Source organism: Brevundimonas sp. (assembly GCF_046295595.1).
GTDB lineage: Bacteria > Pseudomonadota > Alphaproteobacteria > Caulobacterales > Caulobacteraceae > Brevundimonas.
In genome coordinates this window covers 59,236-75,906 of record NZ_JBKBMX010000005.1, presented here as the reverse complement: position 1 = coordinate 75,906, position 16,671 = coordinate 59,236, and the positions used below count along the sequence as shown (strand labels likewise).

Below are 16,671 nucleotides of genomic sequence, written 5' to 3'. Positions count from 1 at the left end.
GTCGAAATCGTCCCCGGCTGGTCAGCCGTGCGCATAGTCCTGGATCGGTCGCACATCCAGATCGCCGGCCTTGATCGCCCCGATCGCCTGGGACGCCGCCAGCGCCCCCGCCGCCGTAGTGTAATAGGGGATCTTCATCATCAGCGCCGTCCGACGCAGGCTGAAGCTGTCCTGCAGCGACTGCTTGCCCTCCGTCGTGTTGAAGACCAGCTGGACGTCGCCGTTCTTCATCGCGTCGACGATGTGCGGCCGGCCTTCCAGCACCTTCTTGACCAGCCCGACCTCATAGCCACGCTCGGTCAGATAGCTGTGCGTCCCCGCCGTGGCGATGATCGAAAAGCCCTCGGCGATCAGCGTCTTCACCGCCTCGACGATGAACGGCTTGTCGTCCTCCTTGACCGAGACGAAGGCGCAGCCGGCGACCGGCAGGATGGTGCCGCCGCCGATCTGGCTCTTGGCGAAGGCCCGGGCGAAGGCGGGGGCCATGTCGGCCTCGCCCTCGCGCTTCCAGTCCAGACCCATGACCTCGCCGGTCGAGCGCATTTCGGGGCCGAGGATGGTGTCGACCCCGGCGAAGCGGGCGAACGGGAAGACCGCCTCTTTCACCGCGATATGGTCATAGGGTTTGTCGGCCAGGCCGAACGACTTTAGCGGCACGCCGGCCATGACCTTGGCGGCGATGGCGGCGATCGGCTGGCCGATGGTCTTGGCCACGAACGGCGCCGTGCGGCTGGCGCGCGGATTGACCTCCAGCACGAAGATGCGCGGGTTTTCGCTGTGCGGCTCCTCGATGGCGAACTGGACGTTCATCAGGCCGCGCACCTTCAGCGCCCGGGCCATGGCCTCGGTCTGGCGCTTCAGCTCGGCCACCGTCTCGGCCGACAGGGAATAGGGCGGCATCGAACAGGCGCTGTCGCCCGAGTGCACCCCGGCCTCCTCGATGTGTTCCAGCACGCCGGCGACGAACACCGTCTCGTCGTCGCACAGGGCGTCGACGTCGACCTCGGTGGCGCGGTTCAGATAGTGGTCGATCAGCACGGGGTCGTCGCCCGACACCCGCATGGCTTCGCCGACATAGCGGTCCAGCTGTTCGCGGTCGTGGACGATCATCATGCCGCGTCCGCCCAGCACGTAGGAGGGGCGCAGCACGACCGGATAGCCGACCTCTTCCGCCTTCTGCGCGGCTTCCTCGGCGCTGCGGGCCAGGCCGTTGGGCGGCTGCATCAGGCCGATGTCGTGCAGCATGACCTGGAACCGCTCGCGATCCTCGGCCAGGTCGATGGAGTCGACGCTGGTGCCCAGGATCGGCACGCCGTCCTCCTGCAGCGCATGGGCCAGCTTCAGCGGCGTCTGGCCGCCGAACTGGACGACCACGCCGATCAGGTTTCCGTTCGAGCGTTCGACATCGATCAGCTCCAGCACGTCCTCGGCCGTCAGCGGCTCGAAATACAGCCGGTCGGAGGTGTCATAGTCGGTCGAGACGGTCTCGGGGTTGCAGTTGACCATGATCGACTCGACGCCGATGTCGGCGAAGGCGAAGGCCGCGTGGCAGCAGCAGTAATCGAACTCGATCCCTTGCCCGATCCGGTTCGGACCGCCGCCGAGGATGATGGCCTTCTTGCGATCGGTCGGATTGGATTCGCACTGCGGAACCTGGCCGAGGGCGCCGGTCTCATAGGTCGAATACATATAGGCCGTGGCCGAGGCGAACTCGGCGGCGCAGGTGTCGATGCGTTTGAACACGGGGCGCACATTCAGGCCGCGGCGGGCCTTGCGCACGGCGGCCTCGGTCGTGCCGGTCAGCTGGGCGAGGCGGGCGTCGGAGAAGCCCTTGGCCTTCAGCTTGCGGAAGTCGGTGGGCTCGGTCGGCAGACCGGTAACGCGGATGTGGCCCTCGGTGCGCACGATGTCGGCGATCTGGCGCAGGAACCACGGCTCGTACGAGCAGGCGGCGTTGACCTCCTCGACCGACAGGCCGTGGCGGAAGGCCTGGGCGATGACGAGAATCCGGTCCGGCGTTGGCTGGCCCAGCGCCCGCACCACGGCGGCGCGGGCCGAGGCCTCGTCCTCGACGTCGACGACGCCGTCGATGTCGATCTCGTTGAAGCCGGTCAGGCCGGTCTCCAGCCCCCGCAGGGCCTTCTGCATCGACTCCTGGAAGGTCCGCCCGATGGCCATGACCTCGCCCACCGACTTCATCGAGGTCGACAGGGTCGCCTCGGCGCCGGGGTATTTCTCGAAGGCGAAGCGCGGGATCTTGGTGACGACATAGTCGATGCTGGGCTCGAACGAGGCCGGCGTGACCATGGTGATGTCGTTGGTCAGTTCGTCCAGCGTGTAGCCGACGGCCAGACGCGCCGCGACCTTGGCGATCGGGAAGCCGGTGGCCTTGGACGCCAGCGCCGACGAACGCGACACGCGCGGGTTCATCTCGATCACCACCATCCGGCCGTCGGCGGGATTGATCGCCCATTGCACGTTCGATCCGCCGGTCTCGACGCCGATCTCGCGCAGGACGTTGATCGAGCCCGTGCGCATCCGCTGGTACTCTTTGTCGGTCAGAGTCAGGGCGGGGGCGACGGTGATGGAGTCGCCGGTGTGCACCCCCATCGGGTCGATGTTCTCGATCGAGCAGATGATGATGCAGTTGTCCGCCTTGTCGCGGACCACCTCCATCTCATACTCCTTCCAGCCGAGGACGCTTTCCTCGACCAGCACCTCGGTGGTCGGCGACAGGTCCAGGCCGCGTTCGACGATCTCGCGGTATTCCTCGACATTGTAGGCGATGCCGCCGCCCGTGCCGGCCAGCGTGAACGACGGGCGGACGATGGCGGGCAGGCCGACGAAGGCGAGGGCGTCCTCGGCCTCGTCGATGTGGTGGATGGCCTTGGAACGCGGGCTTTCCAGCCCCAGCTTGTCCATGGCGTCGCGGAATTTCTGGCGGTCCTCGGCCTTGTCGATGACGTCGGCTTTCGCGCCGATCATCTCCACGCCCCATTTCTTCAGCGCGCCCGAGGCGTCCAGCGCCAGGGCCGTGTTCAGCGCCGTCTGGCCGCCCATGGTCGGCAGCAGGGCGTCGGGCCGCTCCCTGGCGATGATGCGCTCGACGAACTCCGGCGTGATCGGCTCGATATAGGTGGCGTCGGCCACCTCCGGGTCGGTCATGATCGTGGCCGGATTGGAATTGACCAGGATGACCCTATATCCCTCGGCCTTCAGCGCCTTGCACGCCTGGACGCCGGAATAGTCGAATTCGCACGCCTGTCCGATCACGATGGGCCCCGCCCCGATGATCAGTACAGATTGGATGTCTGTGCGCTTAGGCATTGTTTTTACAGAACTTTCAGTTCGTCACGACCGCACACTCCCAGCCGTCGTAGTCCAGCTGGAAGGCCGCGGCCCAGGATTGCATCATGGAGGACACCGGGCCGAACGACCCCTCGTCCACCGCCATCGTCGTCTCGAGGATCGTGCAGTCGTCCTGCCCCCGCGTCAGGAAGCCGGCCCGTTTGGCGACCTCGGCCAGATCATCGTGATCCCCCGCCCCATAGAAGTAGAACAGGGTGTGCCGCGGCGTGACGCCGCTGTCGCCATGCGCCGCGAGAGACGCCCGAACCATGGCGTCGCGCTCTTCGTGAGGGACGTCGTCATGGGTCAAGGCGGGCTGTTCTCCTCGCGCGCGCGAGCCCGGCGCGGGCCCTAGAGCCGGCGCCAGGCGCTTTGGTTGTCGGTTAAGCGGCCCGTCTAAAGACGGGGCGACGGCGGAGCAAGCGCTTATCCGTCCGACCGCCCGTCGATCCAGTCCGGCAGAGCGGCGATGCTGTCGAGCGCGCCATAGCGCGGGTGGGCTTCCGGCGCATCCGCCAGTTCATGCGCCCAGGTGACAACATACGGAATGTGCACGGCGTAGGCTCCGGCTTCCAGCGCTGGAAGGACGTCGGACTTCATCGAGTTTCCCGCCATCACCGCCTCGGCAGGGCCCGTACCGTGACGGGCGAACACCCTGTCGTAGGTGGTGCGGTCTTTCTCCGAGACGATCTCCACAGCGGCGAACAGATCGCCGAGGCCCGAGGCCGCCAGCTTGCGTTCCTGGTCCAACAGATCGCCCTTGGTGATCAGCACCAGCCGGTAGCGCTCCGACAGCCGCGCCAGGGCCTCGTCGACGCCGGGCAGGGTCTCGACCGGATGCGCCAGCATCTCGCGGCCCGCAGCGAGGATTTCGCGAATGGCGCCGGCGGGCGGCTCGCCATCGCACATCTCCATCGCCGTCTCGATCATCGACAGGGTGAAGCCCTTCACCCCATAGCCGTAGAGCCGCAGATTGCGCCGTTCGACTTCCGCCAGCCGCGCCTCGATCAGGGCGTTGTCGTGATCCGTCAGCAGATCGAGAAAGCGCGCCTGGGTCAGCCGGAAGACGGTCTCGTTGTGCCACAGGGTGTCGTCGGCATCGAGGCCGACCGTGGTGATGGTCATGGGCGAATCCGGTTGCTGGCCTCCCCTCCTCTCCCGCAGTCCGGCGATGGTCAACGGCCTTTGACCACGTTCGTAAGCGATGTGTTTTCACCTTGAGGCGCTGCGTGCTTGCGGGGGGCTTTCTTTCGACCGGCTGGAGTGAGCGGTCATGAGGAACGACCCGGTTTATCCAGCAGCCTTCGGAGGCCCGCTGGGCCATGACACGGCCGACGACGGCCTCAGGGAAGCGATCGCCCGGATCGGCGAGCGGCGGTCCTACGCTGCCCCCTACGAGAGCCTGACCTTTACCCTGCTGACCCGCGCACGGCGCGAACTGATCGTGACCCTGGCGGCGCAGCCGGTGTTTGATCTGGCCCGGTCCACGCCGGTCGCTCGGCGCATCCGCAGGAGCGTTCGGCATCGCGGCGGCGAGAGCGCCCTGATCGGCCTCGGTCGGCGCACGCTGGAGGCGGCGGACCTGATCAGCATCGACACCCAGACGCTCAGGAACGGGCTCGACCTGCTGCGGTTGGGAACCGACGACAGCGGGGTGCTGCCGGCCTTCTGGCGCACCGTGGCGTCCAGCGGCGGACGGTTTGACCTGCTGTGCGCGGAGATGCAGCACGAGTCGGCGCCCGGAGCCCTTCTGGTCGAGGTCATGGGCGGGCTGGAGCAGGCGCCCGCCGACGCCATCCAGGAAGCGATCCAGCATTTCGAGACCGGATCGCTGGGGATGATCCTGCATATCGCGCCAGACGCCGGCGCGGCGCGGCGGCTGGCGCAGGTGCGGGCCCAATGCCTGGCCATCGACTTCGCGGGCGTCGAGCATGAAAGCGCTCGCGACTGGCAGGCGGCGGCGCAGCTGATCGGAGCCGCCCGCCAGGCCTGCCCGCAGCTCATGCTGCTGAACCTGCCCCCTGATCGGGGTCTGGCGGCCCAGGCGGCCGGAGCGACGCACGCGGTATTCGCGGGCATGAACCCCGTCATCGTCTGAGGACGGTTGACGCGACGGCGAGAGGAAGGCCTTGGTCGGCCATGACCAACACCTCTCGTCCCATGCCTCTGGCGGAGCCGGCGCTGACTGACGGACACAAGCTCGGCTGGGGGCTGGCGGCGCTGGTCGTCGCCGGCAACATGATCGGATCCGGCCTGTATCTGTTGCCGGTCAGCCTCGCGCCGACCGGTGGTTCGGCGCTGATCGGCTGGCTGGTGGCGGCGGTGGGGGCGGCGACGCTCGCGCTTGTGTTCGGTGCGCTGGGACGGCTGCGGCCGGAGGCGGACGGGCTGGCCGGGTTCGCCGAGAGCGGGCTGGGCCGGTTCGCCGGCTTCAACGTCTCGCTGGCCTTCTGGTCGGCCTGCCTGATCGGCAATGTCGCCGTCGCCGTTGCGGCGACCGGCTATCTCGGCTTCTTCTGGCCGATCCTGAAGGACCCGATCGCGGCGACCTTCTGCAATCTGGCGATCATCTGGATCGCGACCGGCGCCTATATCATCGGGGCGAGGACGGCGTCCTGGCTGGCGGCCGCGGCCCTGGTGGTCGGGCTGATCCCGATCGTCATCGCCATGGTGGCCGGGGCGCGAGCCTTCGATCCGGCCCTGTTCGCCGCGTCGTGGAGCCCGTCGGGGGCGCCGCTGTTCGAGACCGTGCCCGCATCGCTGGCCATCATCTTCTGGGCCTATCTGGGCGTCGAGAGCGCCGCCGCCCTGTCCCACCGGGTGCGGAATCCGGCGCGGGATGTCGGACGCGCCTCGATCGCCGGGGTGGGGCTGGCGACCGCGGTCTATGTCGCCGCGACCGTTTCGGTGTTCGGGGTCATCCCGCTGGCCGAGATCGCCGCGTCCTCGAGCCCCTACGCCGATCTGGCGCAGCGCGTGTTCGGCGGGTCGATCGCCGGCCTCGTCGCCGTCTGCGCCATCATCAAGACGATCGGCACGGTCGGCGGCTGGGTGATGATGGGCGGAGAGACGGCCCGGGCGGCGGCCCGGCAGGGCTATCTGCCGTCGGGCTTCGGCGCCGGAGACCGGACGCCGGTGGCCAATCCGCTGCTGGGCGCGGCCATCATGAGCGTGGTCACCGTGCTGTCGGGTCAGCCCACCCTCGGCGAGCAGTTCGGCCTGCTGGTCGGCGTCGTCTCGGTTCTGACGCTGACCGTGTACGGCGTCTGTTCGGTGTCGCTGTTCCGGCTGGCGCGGCGGTCGCGGGCGCAGATCATCGCCGTGGCGGGTCTGGCCTTGCTGCGGCGGCCGTGGCCTTCGCGGCGCCCGGCTATGTCGTCCCCTCAGTCGGATTCTTCGTCCTGACGAGCGTCATATGGTTCGCGGTAATGCGCCGCTCCACGGCGCCGGTTGACCCGGCAGCAGGCGACGCCTAACCACCGCGCCGTTTGCTCGCCGGGATTCGGTGTTAGGGAGCCTGCCATGACCACCCAGCTTCTTCCCGGCGTCACCGGCGTGCTCGCGCTGGCCGACGGAACCGTCCTGCAGGGCCTTGGTTGCGGCGCGACCGGCTCGGCGCTTGGCGAGGTCGTCTTCAATACGGCGATGACCGGCTATCAGGAGATCCTGACCGACCCGTCCTACATGAGCCAGATCCTCGCCTTCACCTTTCCACACGTCGGCAACACCGGGGTCAATGTCGACGACGTGGAGCAGATCGGCGGCGGGGCGGACACCTCGGCGCGGGGCGCCATCTTCCGCGACCTGCCGAGCGATCCGGCCAACTGGCGCAGCGACAGCGATTTCGACGGCTGGATGAAGCGGCGCGGCGTCGTCGGCCTGGCCGGCGTCGACACCCGGGCCCTGACCGCGCGCATTCGCGAGATGGGCGCGCCGCACGCGGTGATCGCCCACGATCCCAACGGTCGTTTCGACCTCGAGGCGCTGACAGCCCAGGCGAAGGCCTGGACCGGTCTGGTCGGGCTGGATCTGGCGAAGGATGCCTCGACTCTGCAGTCGTTCGACTGGAACGAGGGTCTGTGGGAGTGGCCGGAAGGCCATCCGCGCGTCGATGCGTCGGACCGGTCGGTGGTGGTCGTCGACTACGGCGTCAAACGCAACATCCTGCGGGCCCTGGCCTCGACCGGAGCCAGGATCACCGTCGTGCCGGCCGACACCACCGCCGAGGCCATTCTGGCGCGCAATCCGGACGGGGTGGTGCTGTCCAACGGTCCGGGTGACCCGGCCGCGACCGGCGTCTATGCCGTGCCGGAAATCCGCAAGCTGGTCGACAGCGGCAAGCCGGTCTTCGGCATCTGCCTCGGCCACCAGATGCTGGCGCTGGCGCTGGGGGCGAAGACGGTCAAGATGGATCAGGGCCACCACGGGGCCAACCACCCGGTCAAGGACCTGACCACCGGCAAGGTCGAGATCGTGTCGATGAACCACGGCTTCACCGTCGATCGCGACAGCCTTCCGGACGCGGTGGTCGAGACTCACGTCAGCCTGTTCGACGGCACCAACTGCGGCATCGCCCTGAAGGACCGGCCGGTGTTCAGCGTGCAGCACCACCCGGAAGCCTCGCCGGGCCCCGCCGACAGCCTGTATCTGTTCCAGCGTTTCGCGGATTCGATGAAGGATTGAGGCCGTCGCGCCCCCGCGAGGGGTACGGAATGACAGGGTGCGCATTCAAAAAATGCATCGCGCCGAATGCGTCTGAACAGATGCATATGCGTCGCGGAGCGGAACCGGGCCTAGCGGCGGCGCCGGCGGGGCATTCATGCTGTGAAAGACCAGGCCCCGTGGGGCTTTGGGCATGGAAGCACAGCCGTGCGTCAAAAGCGGACGCAGGCGCAGGGAAGCTGCTTCTAGAGCGCCCGCAAAGACGTGCGGGAAGACCGGAAAGTGGCCGGAAGTGTCGGGATGACAGGGTACGGGTTGGCAGGGTTCAGAGGCCTTGGCGGCCGCGCGGACCCCGCCTGAAAAATTCTTAACGGGTCAGGCGGGGGATGGAGAGTTAGGGGTCCGAAAACCGTCACCGGAGCCCTTCATGTCGCAGCGTCTGTTGTTCGCTCTCGCCCTGTCGTTGCTGACCACCGCGCCTGTCGTGGCCCAGACGCCGGCGCCGCAAGCGGCGCCCCTGGTCAGCGAACGGCGCATCGACCAGCGCCCGGCGCTGATGGTTCTGGGCACGGCGCATCTGGCCAACAACAATCGGGATGTGCTGCGCACCGACGTCGATGACGTTCTGAGCCCGGGCCGACAGGCCGAGATCGAGGCGGTGGTCGAGGCGCTGGCCCGATGGCGGCCGACCCGGATCGCGGTCGAGATCCAGGCGGCCGATCAGACGACCCTGGACCGCCGCTACGCCGACTATCGCGCCGGGACCTACGCACTGACGGCCAGCGAGATCGACCAGATCGGGCTCCGGCTGGCGGCCCGACTCGGGCACGAGCGGGTGTATGGCGTCGACTGGAACGAGATGCCGCCCGGCGAGGAAGCCGATTACAACTGGATCGAGGGCGCCGAGGCCGCCGGCGAGCAGGCGCGCATGGCCGCGCTGCGGAGCCCGGCGCGGGGCCAACAGCTGACGGAGCTGGTCCAGTCCCGGCCCATCCCCGAGTGGCTGGCGGTGATGAACACGCCCGATTATCTGCTGGGCATGCACCGCGTCTATTACGACTTCGCCCTGCTGGGCGGGCCTGACGTCAATCAGGGCGCCAACTGGGTCGGGGCCTGGCACGGGCGCAATCTGAAGATCTTCGCCAACTTGGTGCGGCTGGCGGACGACCCGGGCGAGCGGGTGCTGGTTATCTACGGCGCCGGTCACGCCTTCCTGCTCAATCGGTTTGCGGAAGAGAGCTGTGCGTTCAACCTCGATCGACCGGGCGACTGGCTGGCGCCGGCCGTCCGTTGATCCTGAACCGGCGAGCCCGCCCTGCCGGTCGGGCGTCAGGTCTGACGCATCACCGCCGGGCCGCCCATCAGCGGATCGCTGACGGAGTCGGCGCCGGTCTCGATCCGGCCGGCGAGGCGTCTGCGAAAGCCGCCCGGTCCGCGCAGGAGGACGTCGTACCAGCCGTGCCCGGCGACGCCCAGGCGCCGCACCGCGTGTTCTCCCGGGGCGACGGTCGTCCGCCACGGAGTCTCGCCCGGCCGGTAGGGGTCGGCGGCGGCCTCGACCGGCACGGCAAGCTCGTCGCTGTTGAACAGGGTCAGACCCAACTCGCGCGACCCGGGATCGACGGCGGCCGCAAGGCGGATAGCGTCGCGCCCGGCGTGGCCGATGAAATGACGGTGGAAGCCGTTCGGGCCCAGCACCCACAGGTCGTAGGCGCCCACCTCCCAGCGGTCCTCGAGCGCGGCGCCGGCGCCGACGGTGTAGCGCCGCGGCGGGCGCTCCAGACGCAGCCGGTCATAGACGTGCAACACCGCCGCCGCCGGTCCGATGTTGCGCAGGGTCAGGACCAAGCCGCCGTCGCGGCGCGCCTCCCCGACTTCAAGGGCGTAAGGCAGGGCGCGGGAGCGTCGGACGCCAGACGCCTGGACCGGCGCGGCCGGCGTCGCGGGGGTGGCCGGGGTGGTGCGGCCCGGCAGGGCGGCGGCGCGGGCGGCGAGGGACCCGGTCGGCGGCAGGGGCGGCATGGGGGCGTTGGGGGTGCGGAAGTCGAACGCCCCGGTCAGGTCGCCGCAGACCGCGCGCCGCCACGGCGAGATATTGGGCTCCATGACCCCGAAACGGGTCTCGATAAAGCGGATCACCGAGGTGTGGTCGAACACCTCGGAGCTGACCCAGCCGCCGCGGCTCCACGGCGAGACGACGTACATCGGCACGCGCGGGCCCAGGCCATAGGGGCGGCCGACGAACTCCGGCCGTTCGGTCGTGGCCTCGCTGGCGGTCGTCCGCAGATGGTATTCGCCCTCCGTATCGACCGTCGAGGCGCCGTGGCCTGGGGTCGGCGGCGCGGGCGGCGGCACGTGATCGAAGAAGCCGTCGTTCTCGTCGAACATGACGAACAGGACGGTGCGGGCCCAGACGGCGGGATCGGCGGTCAGGGCCTCGATCACCCGGGCGGTGTAGTCGGCGCCCTGGGCCGGGCTGGACGGGCCGGGGTGTTCCGAGGCCGCGGCCGGGGCGACGATCCATGACACCTGCGGCAGGGCCCCGGCGATGACGTCCTCGCGCAGGCCGTCGAGGGCGCGGGTGCTCAATCCCAGTTCGGCGAGGCGCGGATCGGCGCCGGGCGTGCCGGCGTGGCTGTCGCGGAAGGTCTGGAAGCCGGCCACCGGATTGTCGGTGAAGTTGTCGGCCATGTCCTGATAGATGCGCCAGTTGACGCCGGCCCGCAGGAGCCGCTCCGGATAGGTGGTCCAGCGATAGCCGTCGGGATGGCCGCCGTCGGCGACGAGCGCGTCGTGCGAGTTGGAGATCGAGGGCCCGCCCAGCTGGCCGCCCGGGTCATTGGTCCCGCTCCACAGGAACAGCCGGTTGGAGTTGGTCCCGGTCTGGATCGAGCAATGGTAGGCGTCGCAGACGGTGAAGGCCTCGGCCAGGGCGTACTGGAACGGGATGTCCGTCTCATTGAAATGGCCCATCGAATGTTCGGTCTTGGCGACGGGCCAAGCGCCCATCCGCCCCTCGTCCCAGGCCGCCTGGGCGTCGGGCCAGCTGTGCGGCGTGCCCTCGACCCGCATCAGGCGGAAGTCCTGCGCGGTGTTCAGCGGGAAGGGCGCGATGACCGGAGGCCACCCCGGGCCCGGGGTGTTGGCCTGGACCCAGACGGTGGCGCCCGACCGGCCGGGGGCGTCGGCCACGGGAATGGGGAAACAGTCGCCGAAGCCGCGCACGCCGCGCATGGCCCCGAAATAATGGTCGAAGGAGCGGTTCTCCTGCATCAGGATCACGACGTGGGCGACGTCGGCCACGGTGCCCGTGCGGACGTCGGCGGGGATGCTCATGGCCCGGGCGATGGCCGGCGCCAGCGAGGCGGCGCCGGCGGCGAGCAGCAGGCGACGGCGGTCCAGCGTCATGCGGTCGTCCTCCCCCGACCACCGGGAAAACGGCGATCCGGCATTCGTCCTAGAGCCGCTATGCAAACCGGCGATGACGGCCGGCTGCCCGCCACCGTTCGCTAGATCCCCGCGGCCGGGTCGGGCTCGGCGACGGCGTCGCGGCCCTCGACGATCCGCGCCGCGGCGAGGTCGCCGGTGACATTGCCGATGGTGCGGAAGATGTCGGGGATGACCTCGACCGCCAGCAGCAGGGGCAGGACTTGGATCGGCACGCCCATGGCGAGGCAGATCGGGGCGATGGAGACGAAGAAGCTGACCTGGCCCGGCAGGCCGACCGAGCCGATGGAGATGGCGATGGCCGTCAGGCCGCCGGCGATCCAGGCGGCGGGGGTCAGGTCGACGCCGTGCAGATGGGCGACGTAGATGACCACGGCGAGGTTGGCGACCGGGCTGGTGATGCGGAACACCGCCACCGCCAGCGGCAGGACAAGGCCCGCCGTGGCGGTCGAGACGCCGAGGGTGGTGCGGGCCTGTTCGACCATGGCCGGCAGGCTGGCGAGAGACGACTGGGTCGAGAAGGCCACCACCTGGGCGGGGATGATGCCGCGAGCGAACCGGGCGAGGCTGATCCGGCCCCAGGGCGCAGCCACGGCGTAGATCAGCAGGATCAGGCCGACCTGGGCCAGCACCACCATGGCGACGTAGTGGCCGAGGGTGCCCAGGGCGCCGAGGCCGGCGTTCAGACCGACGCCCATCGACAGGGCGAAGACGCCGATCGGGGCGGCCAGCAGCACCCAGTGGACGATGATGATCATGGTCTCGGACACGGCCTCGAAGAAGCCGACCAGCGGCGCCCGGCGGCTGGGACCGAGGCGGGTGACGGCGAAACCGAAGGCGATGGCGAAGACCACGATGCCGAGGATGGCGTCGTCGGCGGCGGCGCGAACGGGGTTGGCCGGCGCGAGATTGGCGAGGAAGGCGGCGACGCCCCCGCCTTCCGCACTGTCCAGGACCACCGCGGCGTCCGGCGCTCCGGCCAGCAGGACGGCGGCGCCGGCCGGATCGATCGGCCACAACAGATGCAGGGCCTCGGAGGCGAAGAGGGCGTAGACCGTGGCGCTGACCAGCAGGATGGCGAACACCATCAAGGCCTTGAGCGCCAGCCGGCCGGTGGCGGCCGCGTCGGCGATCGAGGCGATGCCGGTGACCAGCAGGCTGAAGACCAGCGGAATGATGGTCATCTTCAGGGCGTTGAGCCACAGGGTCCCGATCGCGCCGATCAGGTCGGCGGTCCCGGAGCCGCCGGGCAGGCCCCAGGCCTGGGCGGCGGCCCCGGCGAACAGGCCGGCGAGCAGGGCGATGAGCACCCACAGGCTGAGGGACATCAGGGCGGAACGGAGTCGGGAAGCGGCCATCGGACAAAGCTAGGCGCCGCCGACCGGTTTGGCCATCCATCGCGTGCGTCGCCGTGAACGATCGTTAACTCGACCGCGCGCCGGACGCATCGCAAGCTGAGCCGTGGGAAGGTCTCGGGAGGGGCGGATGCGACGGATGAGGACGGGCTTGGGCTTCTACGGACTGGTGTTCGTGGCGGGGTTCGTGACCTTCGCCGTGCACGAGGGCGGCCACTGGCTGGCGGCGGTGCTGCTGGGGCACGAGGCGTATTTCGGGCTGAACAGCGCCGGCGCGCGCGGGACGGCCAGCACGGTGGATCAAATGATCATCTCGGCGGCCGGGCCGGCGGTGACCCTGCTTCAGGCCCTGATCGCCTTGTGGCTGGTGCAGGCGCGGGCCAGCGCGGCGGCCTGGGTGTTTCTGTTCTGGGCCGCCTTCATGCGTTTCATGGCCACGGCGATCAGCCTGTTCCACGCCAATGACGAGGCGCGGATCAGCGAGTGGCTGGGCTGGGGGATGTGGACCCTGCCGGTGCTGGTCACCGGGGCGCTGATCGCCCTGCTGGCGGTCGGGACGGTGCGGCTGAAGGTCGGGTGGAAGACGCTGGTGTTGACCTGGCTGGTCGCCTCGGTCGCCGTCAGCGCCGTGGTCGGGGTGGACATGATCATGCCGCGCTGAGGTCGCCGAGGGCGGCCGCGACCTGCTCCGCGGCCCGCTGCAGGGCAGCGGCGTCGAGCGATCCGAGGTCGATCACCGCCCGTTCAGGACGGTCCCGGCCCTGAGCCTGCCGCCGGTAGGCCGGATCGTAGTGGTGGACGATCAGTTCGGCGGCGAGGGCGCCGATCTCACCGGCGGCGGCGAGGGCGCGCCACTCCGCCACCATCTGCTTGCCGATGTGGCGCGGCAGGCGGGTCAGGGCGGCGTCGAGCGCCGACGGGTCGGCGGCGATGGCGGCGTAGTCGCGCACGGTGCGGGCGGCGCGGACCGCGACCGGGGAGTCGAGGCGGATGACCGGGGCGGCGGCCATGGCGGTCCACAGAGACGGCGGGACGACGCGGGCGCCGATCTTCGAGCTCTCGGCCTCGACCAGCACGGGACGGGCGGGGTCGAGGCGGGACAGGGCGTCGTGCAGGCGGCTTTCGAAGGCCTTCTGCGACGGCTGGCCGCCGGGCATGGCCCCGAAGAGGGAGCCGCGGTGGGCGGCGAGGGCCTCAAGGTCGAGGGTCTGGACGCCGCGCGCGGCCACGGCGCCGAGCAGGGCCGTCTTGCCGGCGCCTGTCGGGCCGTCAAGCAGGACCAGCCGGTGCGAGACGGGCGCGTCATAGACGGCCGCCTTCACCTGACGCCGCCAGGTCTGGTAGCCGCCCTCAAGCAGGGTCACGGGCCAGCCGACCTGGTCCATGACCGTGACCATCGCCCCCGAGCGCTGGCCGCCGCGCCAGCAGTAGACCAGCGGCTGGAACGAGCCGTCGCGGTCGCCGAGGGCGACTTCCAGATGCGCGGCGATGTTGCGGGCGACGAGGGCGGCGCCGTGGCGGCGGGCGAGGAATTTGGAGCCCTGGTCATATTCGGTCCCGACCGCGGCGCGCTGGGCGTCGTCGAGGACCGGCAGGTTGATCGCGCCGGGGATGTGGTCGAGGGCGAACTCGGCCGGGCTGCGCACGTCGATCAGGGCGTCGAAGCCGTCGCGGGCGGCGGGCGACAGATCGACGCTGCGGCGGATCATGCGAGGACGCGGACCCGGGGCGGGCCTTCGACCACATGGCCGACGACGGCGGCGCGGTCGAAGCCGTCGGCGCGGGCGAGGTCAAGCAGGGCATCCGCTTCGCCGGCGGCCACGGCGATCAGCAGGCCGCCGGACGTCTGGGGATCGGCGAGCAGGTCGATACGCCAGTCGGGCAGGCCGGCCGGCAGGTCGATGGACGCGCCATAGCTGTCGCGGTTGCGGCCCGAGGCGCCGGTGCGGACACCGGCGGCGGCGAGGGCCTCGACGCCCTGTAGCAGCGGCGGCTGGGCGGTCAGTTCGACGGCGAGGCCGGAGCCGCGCGCCATCTCCAGCGCATGGCCGAGCAGGCCGAAGCCGGTGACGTCGGTGACGGCGTGGACGCCGTCACGGCCGGCCAGCCGGGCGCCGAGAGTGTTGAGCCGGGTGGTCGAGGCGATCAGGGCGGCGTAGCCGCCCGGGTCCAGCCGCTCTTGCTTGAAGGCCGCGCTGAGCACGCCGACGCCGAGCGGCTTGGTCAGGATCAGGACGTCGCCGGCCCGGGCGCCGCGATTGGTCAGGACATGATCGGGATGGACCAGGCCGAGGGCGACGAGGCCGTAGATCGGCTCGACGCTGTCGATCGAATGGCCGCCGGCCACCGGGACGCCCGCCGCCGCGCAGACCGCGGCCCCGCCCTGCAGGATGCGGCCGATGGTCCCGGTGGACAGGACGCTGACCGGCATGCCGACGAGGGCGAGGGCGAAGATCGGCATCGCCCCCATGGCGTAGACGTCGGACAGGGCGTTGGTCGCGGCGATGCGGCCGAAGTCGAACGGATCGTCGACCACCGGCATGAAGAAGTCGGTGGTGGCGACGAGGGCCTGCTGGTCGTTCAAACGCCAGACGGCGGCGTCGTCGCTGGTCTCGGTCCCGACCATCAGATCGGCGAAGGGCCCGGCCAGCGGCATGTCCCGGAGGATGTCGCGCAGCACGGCGGGGGCCAGCTTGCAGCCGCACCCGCCGCCGTGGGCGAGGGAGGTCAGGCGCGGCTCGATCGGGGTCATGAAGGCAGGTCTGGGCGAAACCGCGGGCGAACTCAACAGGCGGCGTGGCGCGATTGAACGGTCGGGCCCCGGCCGCGTTTTGTCGGGCTGAAGGAGACCGCCTCATGCCCATGCCCAAACTCGCCACCCTGATCGGCGGCCTGCTGCTCAGCCGGGGCGGACGTCGCGTGGCCGGCCGGCACGCCGGCAAGCTGGCGCTGGCGACCCTCGCCTACGAGCTGTGGCGCAAGCGGCAGGACGAGCGCGCCGGGGTTCCGCCGCGTCAGGAACAGAGCCAGAGCCATCCACGCCAGCGCTGGAGCGGACGCCGCCGCTGATCTTCGCAGTTGCGAAACGCGGTATTTGCCGTTGAATGGCGGGCTTGAGCAGGGGCCCGCCATGATCACCGTCCACCATCTGAACGATTCCCGATCCCAGCGTGTGCTGTGGCTGCTGGAGGAGCTGGGGCTGCCGTATGAGGTGACGCGGTATCAGCGCGACGCCAAGACCATGCTGGCACCGCCGGAGCTGAAGGCGATCCACCCGCTGGGCAAGTCGCCGGTGCTGGATGACGGCGCGGTGCGGGTGGCCGAGACCGGGGCGATCATCGAATATCTGCTGGAGGCGCACCCCGGCTCGGGCCTGCGCCCAGCCCCGAACACCCCTGCCGGCCGTCGCTACACCTACTGGCTGCACTATGCGGAGGGCTCGGCGATGACGCCGCTGCTGCTGAAGCTGATCTTCAGCCAGATCCCGAAGCGGGCGCCGCTGCTGGCGCGGCCGGTGGCCAAGGGCATCGCCCGCAAGGTCGAGGACGGCCTGATCGCGCCGCAACTGAAGGCGCATACCGCATACTGGGAGGCCGAACTGGCCCGGTCCGAATGGTTCGCGGGCGACACGTTCTCGGCCGCCGACATCATGATGAGCTTCCCGGTCGAGGCGGCGGGGAGCCGCGTCGGCTATGGCGCCGACAAGCCGAAGCTGAAGGCCTTTCTGCAGCGGATTCACGCCCGGCCGGCCTGGCAACGGGCGCTGGAGCGGGGCGGGCCGTACAGCTACGCCTGAGCGTCGCGGCATCCGGGCATTGGCGCCGAAGCCACAGTCGGGCGTCGGCGGGCGTGGCGGCGG

General features: G+C 70.0%; 14 protein-coding genes. 7 read left to right on the top strand and 7 right to left on the bottom strand.

Annotated features, from left to right (window positions below; translation table 11 throughout):
• Window positions 1-21 precede the first annotated feature (21 nt).
• From carB to ACK4JY_RS05005, 3 genes are all read right to left on the bottom strand, one after another.
• The gene (carB, locus tag ACK4JY_RS05015; protein ID WP_409603422.1) at window positions 22-3,327 is read right to left on the bottom strand and encodes a carbamoyl-phosphate synthase large subunit; all 3,306 of its coding nucleotides are present in this window, start codon (window positions 3,325-3,327) and stop codon (window positions 22-24) included.
• A 16-nt stretch (window positions 3,328-3,343) separates the two neighbouring features.
• Window positions 3,344-3,658 carry a hypothetical protein gene (locus ACK4JY_RS05010; RefSeq protein ID WP_409603420.1) on the bottom strand — a complete coding sequence of 105 codons (315 nt, stop codon included), beginning with the start codon at window positions 3,656-3,658 and terminating at the stop codon, window positions 3,344-3,346.
• A 116-nt stretch (window positions 3,659-3,774) separates the two neighbouring features.
• The gene (locus ACK4JY_RS05005) at window positions 3,775-4,473 is read right to left on the bottom strand and encodes an HAD family hydrolase (RefSeq protein WP_409603418.1); all 699 of its coding nucleotides are present in this window, start codon (window positions 4,471-4,473) and stop codon (window positions 3,775-3,777) included.
• A 148-nt stretch (window positions 4,474-4,621) separates the two neighbouring features.
• On the opposite strand from ACK4JY_RS05005, the gene ACK4JY_RS05000 reads away from it, so the two are divergent.
• From ACK4JY_RS05000 to ACK4JY_RS04985, 4 genes are all read left to right on the top strand, one after another.
• On the top strand, window positions 4,622-5,446 hold the full coding sequence (locus ACK4JY_RS05000) for a hypothetical protein (RefSeq protein ID WP_409603416.1): 825 nt from the start codon (window positions 4,622-4,624) through the stop codon (window positions 5,444-5,446).
• 41 nt (window positions 5,447-5,487) lie between these two features.
• Window positions 5,488-6,753 (top strand): amino acid permease, encoded by a 1,266-nt coding sequence (locus tag ACK4JY_RS04995; RefSeq protein ID WP_409603414.1) that lies wholly within the window; start codon window positions 5,488-5,490, stop codon window positions 6,751-6,753.
• A 117-nt stretch (window positions 6,754-6,870) separates the two neighbouring features.
• Window positions 6,871-8,031: a glutamine-hydrolyzing carbamoyl-phosphate synthase small subunit gene (carA, locus tag ACK4JY_RS04990; RefSeq protein ID WP_409603412.1), complete on the top strand. Its 1,161-nt coding sequence runs from the start codon at window positions 6,871-6,873 to the stop codon at window positions 8,029-8,031.
• Window positions 8,032-8,437: 406 nt separating this feature from the next.
• A complete protein-coding gene (locus ACK4JY_RS04985) occupies window positions 8,438-9,304 on the top strand; it encodes a DUF5694 domain-containing protein (RefSeq protein ID WP_409603410.1) in 867 nt (288 codons plus the stop codon).
• Between the two features lie 35 nt (window positions 9,305-9,339).
• Here ACK4JY_RS04985 and ACK4JY_RS04980 read toward each other — a convergent pair whose 3' ends face one another.
• Window positions 9,340-11,418, bottom strand: a complete 2,079-nt coding sequence (locus ACK4JY_RS04980; protein ID WP_409603409.1) for a phosphocholine-specific phospholipase C — start codon at window positions 11,416-11,418, stop codon at window positions 9,340-9,342.
• Window positions 11,419-11,519: 101 nt separating this feature from the next.
• Entirely contained in the window at window positions 11,520-12,815 is a 1,296-nt protein-coding gene (locus ACK4JY_RS04975) for a dicarboxylate/amino acid:cation symporter (RefSeq protein ID WP_409603407.1), read from the bottom strand.
• Window positions 12,816-12,951: 136 nt separating this feature from the next.
• Between ACK4JY_RS04975 and ACK4JY_RS04970 the strand changes: the two genes are divergently transcribed.
• On the top strand, window positions 12,952-13,473 hold the full coding sequence (locus ACK4JY_RS04970; RefSeq protein ID WP_409603405.1) for a hypothetical protein: 522 nt from the start codon (window positions 12,952-12,954) through the stop codon (window positions 13,471-13,473).
• Here ACK4JY_RS04970 and mnmH read toward each other — a convergent pair.
• Both mnmH and selD read right to left on the bottom strand, forming a co-directional pair.
• On the bottom strand, window positions 13,460-14,521 hold the full coding sequence (gene mnmH / locus ACK4JY_RS04965) for a tRNA 2-selenouridine(34) synthase MnmH (RefSeq protein WP_409603403.1): 1,062 nt from the start codon (window positions 14,519-14,521) through the stop codon (window positions 13,460-13,462). The two genes, ACK4JY_RS04970 and mnmH, sit on opposite strands and share 14 nt — an antisense overlap.
• Window positions 14,518-15,564, bottom strand: a complete 1,047-nt coding sequence (selD, locus tag ACK4JY_RS04960; protein WP_409603401.1) for a selenide, water dikinase SelD — start codon at window positions 15,562-15,564, stop codon at window positions 14,518-14,520. Before selD ends, mnmH begins: the two co-directional genes overlap by 4 nt.
• A 104-nt stretch (window positions 15,565-15,668) precedes the next feature.
• Here selD and ACK4JY_RS04955 point away from each other — a divergent pair, with 104 nt between their 5' ends.
• Both ACK4JY_RS04955 and ACK4JY_RS04950 read left to right on the top strand, forming a co-directional pair.
• Window positions 15,669-15,881 (top strand): cysteine protease, encoded by a 213-nt coding sequence (locus tag ACK4JY_RS04955; RefSeq protein ID WP_409603399.1) that lies wholly within the window; start codon window positions 15,669-15,671, stop codon window positions 15,879-15,881.
• Between the two features lie 61 nt (window positions 15,882-15,942).
• Window positions 15,943-16,608, top strand: a complete 666-nt coding sequence (locus ACK4JY_RS04950) for a glutathione S-transferase family protein (protein WP_409603397.1) — start codon at window positions 15,943-15,945, stop codon at window positions 16,606-16,608.
• The last annotated feature ends 63 nt before the right edge of the window (window positions 16,609-16,671 follow it).

What these genes read in the sequence shown, in the direction of transcription:
- carB (WP_409603422.1), bottom strand. Translation starts at nt 3,327, where the DNA reads ATGCCTAAGCGCACAGACATCCAATCTGTACTGATCATCGGGGCGGGG.
- ACK4JY_RS05005 (WP_409603418.1), bottom strand. Translation starts at nt 4,473, where the DNA reads ATGACCATCACCACGGTCGGCCTCGATGCCGACGACACCCTGTGGCAC.
- ACK4JY_RS05000 (WP_409603416.1), top strand. Translation starts at nt 4,622, where the DNA reads ATGAGGAACGACCCGGTTTATCCAGCAGCCTTCGGAGGCCCGCTGGGC.
- ACK4JY_RS04995 (WP_409603414.1), top strand. Translation starts at nt 5,488, where the DNA reads ATGACCAACACCTCTCGTCCCATGCCTCTGGCGGAGCCGGCGCTGACT.
- carA (WP_409603412.1), top strand. Translation starts at nt 6,871, where the DNA reads ATGACCACCCAGCTTCTTCCCGGCGTCACCGGCGTGCTCGCGCTGGCC.
- ACK4JY_RS04985 (WP_409603410.1), top strand. Translation starts at nt 8,438, where the DNA reads ATGTCGCAGCGTCTGTTGTTCGCTCTCGCCCTGTCGTTGCTGACCACC.
- ACK4JY_RS04980 (WP_409603409.1), bottom strand. Translation starts at nt 11,418, where the DNA reads ATGACGCTGGACCGCCGTCGCCTGCTGCTCGCCGCCGGCGCCGCCTCG.
- ACK4JY_RS04975 (WP_409603407.1), bottom strand. Translation starts at nt 12,815, where the DNA reads ATGGCCGCTTCCCGACTCCGTTCCGCCCTGATGTCCCTCAGCCTGTGG.
- ACK4JY_RS04970 (WP_409603405.1), top strand. Translation starts at nt 12,952, where the DNA reads ATGAGGACGGGCTTGGGCTTCTACGGACTGGTGTTCGTGGCGGGGTTC.
- mnmH (WP_409603403.1), bottom strand. Translation starts at nt 14,521, where the DNA reads ATGATCCGCCGCAGCGTCGATCTGTCGCCCGCCGCCCGCGACGGCTTC.
- selD (WP_409603401.1), bottom strand. Translation starts at nt 15,564, where the DNA reads ATGACCCCGATCGAGCCGCGCCTGACCTCCCTCGCCCACGGCGGCGGG.
- ACK4JY_RS04955 (WP_409603399.1), top strand. Translation starts at nt 15,669, where the DNA reads ATGCCCATGCCCAAACTCGCCACCCTGATCGGCGGCCTGCTGCTCAGC.
- ACK4JY_RS04950 (WP_409603397.1), top strand. Translation starts at nt 15,943, where the DNA reads ATGATCACCGTCCACCATCTGAACGATTCCCGATCCCAGCGTGTGCTG.